General features: G+C 71.7%; 13 protein-coding genes. 7 read left to right on the plus strand and 6 right to left on the minus strand.

The annotated features are described in order from the left end of the window. The 3 genes from E5198_RS18185 to E5198_RS18195 all read left to right on the plus strand — a co-directional run. The coding region (locus E5198_RS18185; RefSeq protein WP_136491369.1) for a DNA-processing protein DprA at window positions 1-618 on the plus strand (618 nt) is incomplete at its 5' end. Between the two features lie 81 nt (window positions 619-699). Beyond that, window positions 700-1,257 (plus strand): L-threonylcarbamoyladenylate synthase, encoded by a 558-nt coding sequence (locus tag E5198_RS18190; RefSeq protein WP_136491370.1) that lies wholly within the window; start codon window positions 700-702, stop codon window positions 1,255-1,257. A gap of 69 nt (window positions 1,258-1,326) precedes the next feature. After that, window positions 1,327-2,169, plus strand: coding sequence for a helix-turn-helix domain-containing protein (locus tag E5198_RS18195; protein ID WP_168772556.1), 843 nt, complete (start codon window positions 1,327-1,329; stop codon window positions 2,167-2,169). Here E5198_RS18195 and E5198_RS18200 read toward each other — a convergent pair whose 3' ends face one another. Then, window positions 2,170-2,382 (minus strand): hypothetical protein, encoded by a 213-nt coding sequence (locus E5198_RS18200; protein WP_136491372.1) that lies wholly within the window; start codon window positions 2,380-2,382, stop codon window positions 2,170-2,172. Window positions 2,383-2,537: 155 nt separating this feature from the next. Then, window positions 2,538-3,512: a quinone oxidoreductase gene (locus tag E5198_RS18205; protein WP_136491373.1), complete on the minus strand. Its 975-nt coding sequence runs from the start codon at window positions 3,510-3,512 to the stop codon at window positions 2,538-2,540. Between the two features lie 156 nt (window positions 3,513-3,668). Between E5198_RS18205 and hemF the strand changes: the two genes are divergently transcribed. Continuing rightward, window positions 3,669-4,577, plus strand: a complete 909-nt coding sequence (gene hemF / locus E5198_RS18210) for an oxygen-dependent coproporphyrinogen oxidase (protein ID WP_136491374.1) — start codon at window positions 3,669-3,671, stop codon at window positions 4,575-4,577. An 85-nt stretch (window positions 4,578-4,662) separates the two neighbouring features. Then, window positions 4,663-5,481: a shikimate dehydrogenase gene (gene aroE / locus E5198_RS18215; RefSeq protein WP_136491375.1), complete on the plus strand. Its 819-nt coding sequence runs from the start codon at window positions 4,663-4,665 to the stop codon at window positions 5,479-5,481. A 34-nt stretch (window positions 5,482-5,515) separates the two neighbouring features. Here the strand turns inward: aroE and E5198_RS18220 are convergent, their stop codons facing one another. Further along, complete coding sequence (locus tag E5198_RS18220) at window positions 5,516-7,075, minus strand: SulP family inorganic anion transporter (protein ID WP_136491376.1); 1,560 nt, start codon at window positions 7,073-7,075, stop codon at window positions 5,516-5,518. A gap of 109 nt (window positions 7,076-7,184) precedes the next feature. On the opposite strand from E5198_RS18220, the gene E5198_RS18225 reads away from it, so the two are divergent. Then, window positions 7,185-7,556 carry a DOPA 4,5-dioxygenase family protein gene (locus E5198_RS18225; protein WP_136491377.1) on the plus strand — a complete coding sequence of 124 codons (372 nt, stop codon included), beginning with the start codon at window positions 7,185-7,187 and terminating at the stop codon, window positions 7,554-7,556. Between the two features lie 57 nt (window positions 7,557-7,613). Here E5198_RS18225 and E5198_RS18230 read toward each other — a convergent pair whose 3' ends face one another. Both E5198_RS18230 and E5198_RS18235 read right to left on the minus strand, forming a co-directional pair. Continuing rightward, window positions 7,614-8,837 (minus strand): CaiB/BaiF CoA-transferase family protein, encoded by a 1,224-nt coding sequence (locus E5198_RS18230; protein WP_136491378.1) that lies wholly within the window; start codon window positions 8,835-8,837, stop codon window positions 7,614-7,616. A gap of 132 nt (window positions 8,838-8,969) precedes the next feature. Continuing rightward, window positions 8,970-10,151, minus strand: coding sequence for an acyl-CoA dehydrogenase (locus E5198_RS18235; protein ID WP_136491379.1), 1,182 nt, complete (start codon window positions 10,149-10,151; stop codon window positions 8,970-8,972). A gap of 166 nt (window positions 10,152-10,317) precedes the next feature. Between E5198_RS18235 and E5198_RS18240 the strand changes: the two genes are divergently transcribed. Continuing rightward, window positions 10,318-11,226: a LysR family transcriptional regulator gene (locus E5198_RS18240; RefSeq protein WP_136491380.1), complete on the plus strand. Its 909-nt coding sequence runs from the start codon at window positions 10,318-10,320 to the stop codon at window positions 11,224-11,226. 16 nt (window positions 11,227-11,242) lie between these two features. On the opposite strand, the gene E5198_RS18245 is transcribed toward E5198_RS18240, so the two are convergent. Next, a partial coding sequence (locus E5198_RS18245; protein ID WP_305956073.1) for a cyd operon YbgE family protein occupies window positions 11,243-11,353 on the minus strand: 111 nt, incomplete at its 5' end.

The following is an 11,353-nucleotide window of genomic DNA, read 5'->3' on the forward strand; positions in this document are numbered from 1 at the left end:
GAGGGCGCGCTGGCGGCCGGCGGCGCCACCGTGGCGGTGCTCGGCACCGGCCTGCAGTGCCTGTATCCGCGCCGGCATGCCGGCCTGGCCGCGCGCATCGTCGCCGAGGGCGGCGCGCTGGTCTCCGAGCTGCCGCTGGCCACGCCGCCGCAGGCCGGCAATTTCCCGCGGCGCAACCGCATCATCAGCGGCCTGTCCCTCGGTGTGCTGGTGGTCGAGGCCAGCCCCTCCAGCGGTTCGCTGATCACCGCGCGGCTGGCCGCCGAACAGGGCCGCGAGGTGTTCGCCATCCCCGGCTCGATCCACCACCCCGGCGCACGCGGCTGCCACCAGCTGATCCGCGAGGGCGCCCTGCTGGTGGAAACGGTCGAGGACATCCTCGAGGCCTTGCGCGGCTGGCAGCGGGTGGCGACCCGGCCGGCGCCGCGCCGGCCGGTCAGCGAACCGGACGAGTCGGCCCATCCGCTGCTGGCCCTGCTGCGCGCCGAACCGCAGAGCAGCGAGGCGCTGGCGATCAGCAGCGGCCTGGCACTGCCCGAGCTGCTCGCCCAGCTCACCGAACTGGAGCTGGACGGGCGCATCGTCTGCGAGGGCGGCTGCTGGGTGTGCTGCGGCTGACCCGGCCCGTCGCCAGCCACTGCCATCGCCGGCCCGAGCGGATACACTGCGCCGCAGTTTTTCCAGCATGCGGAGGTGGCGATGGTCGGGCAGTGGCGGGTGCAGCAGGCGGCGCGGGTGGTGCGCGAGGGGGGCGTGATCGCCTACCCCACCGAAGCGGTATGGGGGCTGGGCTGCGATCCGTGGAATCCCCAGGCGGTACTGCGCCTGCTGGCGCTCAAGGACCGGCCGCTGGAGAAGGGCCTGATCCTGGTCGCCGCCGACATGGCGCAGTTCGACTTCCTGCTGCACGACCTGCCGCGGGCCTGGCGCGCCGAGCTCGAACTCAGCTGGCCGGGGCCGAACACCTGGCTGGTGCCGCACCAGGGCCGCCTGCCCGAGTGGATCAGCGGGATGCACGACAGCGTCGCGCTGCGGGTCAGCGATCATCCGCTGGTGCGCGCGCTGTGCGAGCACACCGGGCCGCTGGTGTCGACCTCGGCCAACCCGGCCGGGCGCCCGGCGGCGCGCACCCGCCTGCGCGTCGAGCAGTACTTCGGCGGTGCGCTCGACGGCGTGCTCGGCGGCGAACTGGGCGGACGCCGCAACCCCAGCCTGATCCGCGACCTGCGCACCGGCCAGGTGATCCGTCCGTCCTGAGGCGACTTGCGCGGCGCCGCGGCGCTGGCCATGCTGGCGTCCTACTGGCAGGCATCAGGGAGAGACGCCATGGACCCGCGCATCCAGCAGGTCGTCCAGCTCATCGATACGCGCATCCACTACGGCAGCGACGAGGAGCGGGCCGCGCTGAGCGTGCAGGCGCTGGCCGACACGTTCGGCCTGAGCCGTTTCCAGCTGCAGCGCCTGTTCAAGCGCGACACCGGGATGACCCTGCGCGACTACCTGCAGAACCTGCAGCTGGAAAAGGCGGCGGTACGCGTAAGGCTGACGCGCGAGAGCCTGTTGTCGATAGCTCTCGGTCTCGGCTTCGGCAGCCAGCAGGCGTTCACCCGGGCCTTCACCCGCCGCTGGGGCATGCCGCCGCAGTCGCTGCGCCGCCTGCCGGCCGAGGGGCTGGCAGGCCCGGCGGTGCCGATCGGCGCCGCCATCCCGGCGCGCATCGTGCAGGCGCCAGCGCGTAGCCTGTGGGCCTGTCGCTACGTCGGCCCCTATCCGCTGGTGCCGCAGCACTGGCAGGATTTCGCCACCCGTCTGGCCGCCGCCGGCCTGCAGGCGGAAGGTCCCTTCTTCGGCATGGTCTACGACGATCCGCTGTTCACCCCGCCCGAGCGCATCCGCTACGCCTGCGCGATCGCTGCACCGGCCGCTGCTGGCGAGCCGCCGCCGGGCTGGTACCGCATCGGCCTGCCGCCCTCGCGCTTCGTGGTGTTCTCCATCCACTGCAGCTACGCGGAAGGCCTCGTTCGCCTGCGTTCGCGGGTGCATGGCTGGCTGGCCCGGAGCGGCGAGTCCTTCGGTCAGGCCGGTGGCTTCGAGTGCTACCCGCGCCTGCCGGTCGCCAGCCTCGACCAGGCGCAGCACATGGACCTGCACTGCTCGCTGGCCGGCTAGTCAGTCGCGCGGATGACGCAGGCGGGTCCAGCCGCGGCTATTGGTGTAGAAGCGTCCGCTGTCGCCCAGCAGGGCGAAGCGCGTGGCGCGCCAGGCCGCGCAGCACAGGCCGGCCTCGAGGCTGCGGACCTTGTGGAAGGCCCAGCGCCACTGGCGCAGGGTGCCTGAGCGGCGCTCGGCCGCCAACGCAGGGGTATCGTTGGACTGGGACATGCAGGACCTCCGCCTGATCGAAGCTGCCGGTCGGGGAGGGACTGGCAGCCGGTTCCTTGATGGGATGGCGAAGGACTCTAGTGGTACGCGGGTGCGAGCGTTTAACCGTTTGTGACCTGAGTCACGGCGGCGCGGCGGACGCGCCGCCGCCTGCCTCAGGGCAGCAGGATGGTCGAGCCGGTGGTCTGCCGCGCCGCCACCGCGGCCTGTGCCGCTCCGGCGTCGGCCAGGGCGTAGCGCCGGCCGATGTCCACCTGCAGGGTGCCGGCGGCGATCAGCGCATACAGCTCGGCGGCCATGGTGCGCAGGCGCTCGGGGGTGTCGGCGTAGCCGGCCAGGGTCGGCCGGGTGACGAACAGCGAGCCCTTCTGCGAGAGGATGCCGAGGTTGACCCCGGTGACCGGCCCGGAGGCGTTGCCGAAGCTGACCAAGAGGCCGCGCCTGGCCACGCAGTCCAGGGAGATCTCCCAGGTGTCCTTGCCCACCGAGTCGTAGACCACCGGGCACTTGGCTCCGTCGGTCAGCTCCAGCACCCGCGCACGCACGTCCTCGCGGCTGTAGTCGATGGTCGCCCAGGCGCCCAGCGCCCGGGCCCGCTCGGCCTTCTCGGCCGACCCCACGGTGCCGATCAGCTTCACCCCCAGCGCTTTCGCCCACTGGCAGGCCAGGCTGCCGACGCCGCCGGCGGCGGCGTGGAACAGGATGGTCTCGCCGCCCTCGAGCCGGCCGATCTGGCGCAGCAGGTACTGCACGGTCAGGCCCTTGAGGGTCGCCGCGGCGGCCTGCTCGAAGCTCACCCCGTCCGGTAGCGGCACCAGCACGTCGGCCGGCAGGCAGTGCAGTTCGGCATAGGAGCCCTGCGGGCCGGTGCAGTAGGCCACCCGGTCGCCGACCTGGAATTCGTGCACCTCGGCGCCCACCGCCTCGACCACCCCGGCGCCTTCGCTGCCCAGGCCCGAAGGCAGGTCCAGCGGATACAGGCCGTTGCGGTAGTAGATGTCGATGAAGTTGAGGCCGATGGCGTGGTTGCGCACCAGCACCTCGCGCGGGCCGGGGGCGGCGGGAGTGAAGTCGGCGTACTCGAGCACTTCGGGGCCGCCGTGGCGGCTGAGCTGGATGCGTTTGGCCATGGCCGGGCATTCTCCTTGGGAAAAACGACAGGGCGTCCATCCAAGCCTGCGCCATGGCCTGCGTCAAGCGCGAGGCGCGAATCGCGGTGGTATGCTTGCCGCCTGATTGCGCCGCCGGCCAGGGGCCGTGCGGCAGACCCGGACCCGAGGTGAAAAGTGACCGACCGTATCGCCGCCGTGAAGGCCTACCTGCTCGACCTGCAAGACCGCATCTGCGCCGCCCTCGAGGCCGAGGACGGTGGCGCGCGCTTCCGCGAGGAGGCCTGGGAGCGTCCGGGCGGCGGCGGCGGCCGCACCCGGGTGATCGAGAACGGCGCGCTGATCGAGAAGGGCGGGGTCAACTTCTCCCACGTGTTCGGCGACGGCCTGCCGCCCTCGGCCAGCGCCCATCGCCCGGAGCTGGCCGGGCGCAGCTTCCAGGCCCTCGGCGTGTCGCTGGTGATCCACCCGGAAAACCCCCACGTGCCCACCTCGCACGCCAACGTGCGCCTGTTCTGCGCCGAGAAGCCCGGCGAGGAGCCGGTGTGGTGGTTCGGCGGCGGCTTCGACCTGACCCCCTACTACGCCCACGAGGAGGACTGCATCGAGTGGCACCGGGTGGCGCGCGCCGCCTGCGAGCCGTTCGGCGCCGACGTCTACCCGCGCTACAAGGAATGGTGCGACCGCTACTTCCACCTCAAGCACCGCGGCGAGCCGCGCGGCATCGGCGGGCTGTTCTTCGACGACCTCAACGAGTGGGACTTCGACACCTGCTTCGCCTTCATCCGCGCGGTGGGCGACGCCTACATCGAGGCCTACCTGCCGATCGTCAGGAAGCGCAAGGCCACCCCGTTCAGCGAAGCGCAGCGCGAGTTCCAGGCCTACCGCCGCGGCCGCTACGTGGAGTTCAACCTGGTGTTCGACCGCGGCACCCTGTTCGGCCTGCAGTCCGGCGGGCGCACCGAGTCGATCCTCATGTCGCTGCCGCCGGTGGTGCGCTGGGGCTACGACTGGAAGCCCGAGCCGGGCAGCGAGGAGGCGCGGCTGACCGAGTACTTCCTCACCGACCGCGACTGGCTGGCCTGATCGTAGGGGCGAATTCATTCGCCTGTCGCCGTCGAGCCGGGCGAATGAATTCGCCCCTACAGTTCCGTCTTTCCCGAGGATTCCCATGGACCGCTATTGCGTGTTCGGCAACCCCATCGGCCACAGCAAGTCGCCGCTGATCCATCGGATGTTCGCCGCGCAGACCGGCGAGCCGCTGAGCTACGAGGCGCTGCTGGCGCCGCTGGACGACTTCGCCGGCTTCGCCCGCGCCTTCTTCGTCGAGGGCCGCGGCGCCAACGTCACCGTGCCGTTCAAGGAGGAGGCCTTCCGCCTCGCCGATATCCTGAGCGAGCGCGCCGCCCGCGCCGGCGCGGTGAACACCCTGAAAAGGCTGGGCGACGGCCGCCTGCTCGGCGACAACACCGACGGCGCCGGCCTGGTGCGCGACCTCACCGTCAACGCCGGCATCGGGCTGCGCGGCCAGCGCATCCTGCTGCTCGGCGCCGGCGGCGCGGTGCGCGGCGTGCTCGAGCCCATGCTGGCCGAGCGGCCGGCCGAGCTGGTGATCGCCAACCGCACGGTGGAGAAGGCCGAGGAGCTGGCGCGGCTGTTCGCCGACCTCGGCCCGGTGGTGGCCAGCGGCTTCGACTGGATCGACGCGCCGGTCGACCTGATCGTCAACGGCACCTCGGCCAGCCTGGCCGGCGAGCTGCCGCCGATCTCGCCGACCCTGATCCGCCCCGGCCATACCGTCTGCTACGACATGATGTACGCCAAGGAGCCGACCGCCTTCAACCGCTGGGCGCAGACCCACGGCGCAGAGCGCACCCTGGACGGTCTGGGCATGCTGGTCGAGCAGGCCGCCGAGGCGTTCTTCGTCTGGCGCGGCGTGCGCCCCGACTCGGCGCCGGTGCTGGCCGAACTGCGCCGCCAACTGGCCTGAGCGCTGCGGGGCGCCATGGCGCCCCGCCCTCCCGTCAATCCTCGAAGCTCAGCGGGCAGCCCTCGGCCCCCTCCAGCTTGAGCAGCTCCTCGCGCACCTGCGGGCGTGCCCGGCGCAGCACCAGCTCGCGCTCCTGCAGGCGCAGGCGGCGCGCCTCCTGGTGCAGCATCACCACCCCGGCGTAGTCGATGAAGTTGACGTAGTGGGCGTCCAGCACCAGGCGCGGCGCCCGGCTGGCCTGGATGTGCCGCTGCAGGTAGGCGCAGGCGCCGAAGAAGATCGAGCCCTCGATGCCCAGCACCTCGTGGTCGCCCTCCTGCCAGCGCTGCAGGCGCGGCTGCGAGGTGCGCTTGAGGTAGAACAGCAGCGAGGCCAGCACTCCGGCGTAGATCGCCGTCTGCAGCTCGAGCAGCAGGGTGGCCGCGCAGGTCAGCGCCATCACCGCGAACTCCGCACGGCTGACCCGCCACAGCGCGCGCAGGCCGCCGAGGTCGACCAGTCCCCAGCAGATCAGCAGGATCAGCGCGGCCATCGCCGGCAGCGGGATGTGGGCGATCAGCGCCGCGCCGCCCAGGGTGAACAGCGCCACCCACAGCGCCGAGCACACCCCGGCCAGCGGGGTCAGCGCCCCGGACTGCTGGTTGAGCGCCGAGCGGGTGAACGAGCCGGCCGACAGGTAGCCGGCGAACCAGGGGCCGACCATGTTGGCCAGGCCCTGGCCGCGCACCTCGGTGTCCACCTCGAGCGGCTGCTGCGACTGCTGGGCCAGGGCGCGGGCGATCGACAGGCTGGTGACCAGGCCGAGCAGGCCGAGGGCCACCGCCGTCGGCAGCAGGTCCAGCACGCTGTCCAGCTCGAACTGCAGCGGGGTGAACGGCGGCAGGCGCCCGGCGAAGGCGGCGACCGTCGGCACCGTGGCGAACACCGGCAGCAGCCAGGCCGCCAGGCTGCCGGCGAGGATCGCCAGCAGCAGCGCCGGCAGGCGCGGCCACAGGCGGCGCACGCCGAGCGCGACGCCGAGGGTCAGCGCCGCCACCGCAACGGACGGCCCGTGCGCCTCGCGCAGGTGCTCGCCGAGCACCAGGGCGCCCTTGAGCGCGGTGGCCTGGCCGGGCAGGTCGAGGCCGAGCAGGTTGGGCACCTGGCCGAGGGCGATCACCAGCGCGGCGCCGAGGGTGAAGCCGAGCAGCACCGACTGCGAGATGAAGTTGACCAGCGCGCCGAAGCGCAGCAGGCCGAGCAGCCACTGGAACAGCCCGGCGAGGAAGCTGAGCAGCAGCACCAGGGCGACGTAGTCCGGGCTGCCCGGCGCGGCCAGCGGGCTGACGCTGGCGAAGATCACCACCGACACGGCGGCGGTCGGCCCGCCGATCAGGTGCAGCGACGAGCCCCACAGGCAGGCGACGATCACCGGCACCACCGCGGCGTACAGGCCGTATTCGGCCGGCAGCCCGGCGATCAGCGCGTAGGCGATCGACTGCGGCAGGGCGAGGATGGCGCCGGTCAGGCCGACCAGGACGTCGCGGCCGAGGCTGTGCACGGAGACCTGTGGCAGCCAGCGCAGGAGCGGCAGCAGGCTGTAGCGATGGGGCATGGGACCTCGAGACGGACGGATGGGGATTGGCCACAGGGTAGCGGATCGGCGCCGCGCCGGCCCGTCCGGGCTATCATGGGCCTCGCCCGACAACCAGGAAGGCCTCGCCATGCACGAACTCGACCCCGCCGCGATCCGCGGCTGGCACGCCCACGTCTACTTCGACGCGCAGACCCTCGAACAGGCCCGCACGCTCTGCGAGGCGGCGGCCGCGCGCTTTCCCGGCCTGAAGATGGGCCGCGTCCACGAGCGGCCGGTCGGCCCGCATCCGGACTGGAGCTGCCAGCTGGCCTTCCGCGCCGAGCTGCTGGCCGCGGTGCTGCCGTGGCTGGCGCTCAACCGCGGCGGTCTCACCGTGTTCGCCCATCCGATCACCGGCGAGGATCTCGCCGACCACCGCGACCGTGCCGTCTGGCTCGGCAGCGTGCGGCCGCTGGACCTCTCCGTGCTGCCGGAGAACTCGATGGTCTACGACCTCTGAACGTAAAAAAGCCGGGCACAGGGCCCGGCAAGACAATCCCGAGGGTGGGATCGACGCTCAGATGACGCCGCGCGCGCGCAGGCCGGCGATCGTCTCGCCGTCCAGGCCCAGGCGCTCGGCCAGGATCGTTTCGGTGTGCTCGCCGAGCAGCGGCGGCGCGTTGCGGTACTCCACCGGGGTGGCCGACAGGCGCAGCGGGCTGGCCACCCCGGGCGCGCTGCCGGCATGCGGGTGCGCCAGGTCGACCCGCATGCCGCGGGCCAGCACCTGCGGGTCGGCGAACACCTGCGCCAGGTCGTTGATCGGCCCGCACGGCACGCCGGCCTCCTCCAGCGCGGCGACCCATTCGGCGGTGGTCCTGAACACCGTGGCCTGGCGGATCAGCGGGATCAGCTCGCCGCGGTGGGCGACCCGCGCGCTGTTGCTGGCGAAGCGCGGATCGTCCGCCCACTCCGGATGGCCGGCGACCTCGCAGAAGCGGCGGAACTGGCCGTCGTTGCCGACGGTAAGGATGAAGTCGCCGTCGGCGGTGGGGAAATCCTGGTACGGCACGATGTTCGGGTGGGCGTTGCCCAGGCGGCGCGGCGCCACGCCGGTGGTCAGGTAGTTCAGCGCCTGGTTGGCCAGGCAGGCCACCTGCACGTCGAGCAGGGCCAGGTCGATATGCTGGCCCTCGCCGCTGGCGTGGCGGTGGTTGAGCGCGGCGAGCACCGCCACGCTGGCGTGCAGGCCGGTGAGGATGTCGGTCAGCGCCACGCCGACCTTCACCGGCCCGGCGCCCTCCTCGTCGGCGGCGCGCCCGGTCAGGCTCATCAGCCCGCCGAGGCCCTGGATCATGAAGTCGTAGCCGGCGCGCTGGGCGTAGGGCCCCTGCTGGCCGAAGCCGGTGATCGAGCAGTAGATCAGCCGCGGATTGATCGCCTTCAGGCTCTGGTAGTCGAGGCCGTAGGCGGCCAGGCCGCCGACCTTGAAGTTCTCCAGCAGCACGTCCGACTGCGCCGCCAGCTCGCGGATCAGGCGCTGGCCTTCCGGCTGGGTGAAGTCGACGGTCAGCGAGCGCTTGTTGCGGTTGGCGCACAGGTAGTAGGCCGCCTCGCGGGTGTCGCGGCCCTCGGCGTCCTTGAGGAACGGCGGGCCCCAGTGGCGGGTGTCGTCACCCGAGCCCGGGCGTTCCACCTTGATGACGTCGGCGCCGAGGTCGGCGAGCATCTGCCCGGCCCAGGGGCCGGCCAGCACGCGGGACAGGTCGAGGACGCGGATATTGGCCAGGGCACCGGACATGGATTCTCCGTAGGGTGCGCCATGCGCACCGGATAGCGAGCGATATTGCGCGGCAGACGCCGTACGCAGCGGATGGCGCTGCTGGTGCGCACGGCGCACCCTGCGCCCGCGACGGCGCAGGGTGGCGAGCGATCAGAAGAACGCCTGGATGCCGGTCTGCGCGCGGCCGAGGATCAGCGCGTGGATGTCGTGGGTGCCCTCGTAGGTGTTGACCACCTCGAGGTTGACCAGATGCCGCGCCACGCCGAACTCGTCGCTGATGCCGTTGCCGCCGAGCATGTCGCGGGCCAGGCGGGCGATGTCCAGCGCCTTGCCGCAGCTGTTGCGCTTCATGATCGAGGTGATCTCCACCGCGGCGGTGCCCTCGTCCTTCATCCGCCCCAGGCGCAGGCAGCCCTGCAGGGCCAGGGTGATCTCGGTCTGCATGTCGGCCAGCTTCTTCTGGATCAGCTGGTTGGCGGCCAGCGGGCGGCCGAACTGCTGGCGGTCCAGCACGTACTGGCGGGCGGTGTGCCAGCAGGCCTCGGCGGCGCCCAGCGCGCCCCAGGCGATGCCGTAGCGCGCCGAGTTCAGGCAGGTGAACGGACCCTTGAGGCCGCGCACCTCGGGGAACATGTTCTCTTCCGGCACGAACACGTTGTCCATGACGATCTCGCCGGTGATCGAGGCGCGCAGGCCGACCTTGCCGTGGATCGCCGGGGCGGACAGGCCCTGCCAGCCCTTCTCCAGCACGAAGCCGCGGATGTCGCCGGCGTCGTCCTTGGCCCAGACCACGAACACGTCGGCGATCGGGCTGTTGGTGATCCACATCTTGCTGCCGGTCAGGCGGTAGCCGCCGTCGACCTTCTTGGCGCGGGTGATCATCGAGCCCGGGTCGGAGCCGTGGTTCGGCTCGGTCAGGCCGAAGCAGCCGATCCACTCGCCGCTGGCCAGCTTGGGCAGGTACTTCTGCTTCTGCGCCTCGCTTCCGAATTCGTTGATCGGCACCATCACCAAGGAGGACTGCACGCTCATCATCGAGCGGTAGCCGGAGTCGATGCGCTCGACCTCGCGGGCGATCAGGCCGTAGCACACGTAGTTGAGGCCGCTGCCGCCGTACTCGACCGGGATGGTGGCGCCGAGCAGGCCGGTCTCGCCCATCTCGCGGAAGATCGCCGGGTCGGTCTGCTCGTGGCGGAAGGCTTCCAGCACCCGCGGCGCCAGCTTGTCGGCGGCGAACTTCTGCGCGCTGTCGCGCACCATGCGTTCCTCGTCGGTCAGTTGCTGGTCGAGCAGCAGCGGGTCTTCCCAGTTGAAGCGGGCGTTGGCAGCCATGGGTGCAATCCTCGAATGTTGTTGTGGCGCGCTGGGGCGATGTCCTGATCCTAGGCCGCAAGGCTCGCCAGGGGCAACCGAGGAATTCGCACGCTGTTGTGCTGTTCGCTCACTCCGAAACTGCTGTAGATTCAGTTCCAACGCCCAGCCAGTGAGCCTGCCGCACATGCGCCGCAAGATCCCCAGCACCGCCGCGCTGGTCGCCTTCGAGTCGGCGGCGCGCCACCAGAGCTTCACCAAGGCCGCCGAGGAGCTGGCGCTGACCCAGAGCGCGGTGTGCCGGCAGATCGCCGCGCTGGAGGCGTTCCTCGGCGTCGAGCTGTTCCGCCGCACCCGCCGCGGCGTGCGCCTGACCGAGGAAGGGCTGTCCTACGGCCGGCGCATCGCCGCCCAGCTCGACGCGGTGGAGCGCGACACCCTGGCGGTGATGGGCCAGCAGGGCAGCACCAGCCTGGAGCTGGCCGTGGTGCCGACCTTCGCCACCCAGTGGCTGCTGCCGCGCCTCAAGGACTTCCAGCGCCGCCACCCCGAGGTCACCGTCAACCTGACCAACCGCACCCGGCCGTTCCTGTTCGCCGACACCGAGTTCGACGCCGCGCTGTACTTCGGCGACGCCGACTGGCCGGGCACCGCCGCCGACTTCCTGATGCGCGAGAACCCGGTGCCGGTATGCAGCCCCGAGCTGATCGCCCCGCACCGCAACCTCGATGCCCGCGCGATCGCCGCCCTGCCGCTGCTGCAGCAGAGCACCCGGCCCTACGCCTGGCGCCAGTGGTTCGGCTCGCTCGGCCTGCAGATCGAGGGCGATATGCGCGGGCCGCGCTACGAGCTGTTCTCCATGCTCGCCCAGGCCGCCATGCACGGCATGGGCGTGGCGCTGATCCCGCCGCTGCTGATCCAGCGCGAGCTGGCCGAGGGCCGCCTGATCGTGCCGCTCGAGCACGCCTACCTGAGCGACAAGGCTTACTACCTGATCGTCCCCGAGCGCAAGGCCGAGTCGGCGGCGCTGCGCGCCTTCCGCGACTGGCTGCTCGATCAGGCGCAGGCCTACCGCCGCGAGCACGGCCTGGAGTGAGCCCGAGCCGGCGCGTTCAGCCCAACTGGGCGCGCCAGAGGGCCAGATAGCCCAGGCCCATCAGCAGCCAGCCGCCCAGCGGGTGGAAGATGCTGCGCCACAGCCGGCTGTACGGATCGAAGCCGAC

Source organism: Pseudomonas sp. A-1 (assembly GCF_004801855.1).
Taxonomy (GTDB): Bacteria; Pseudomonadota; Gammaproteobacteria; order Pseudomonadales; family Pseudomonadaceae; genus Geopseudomonas.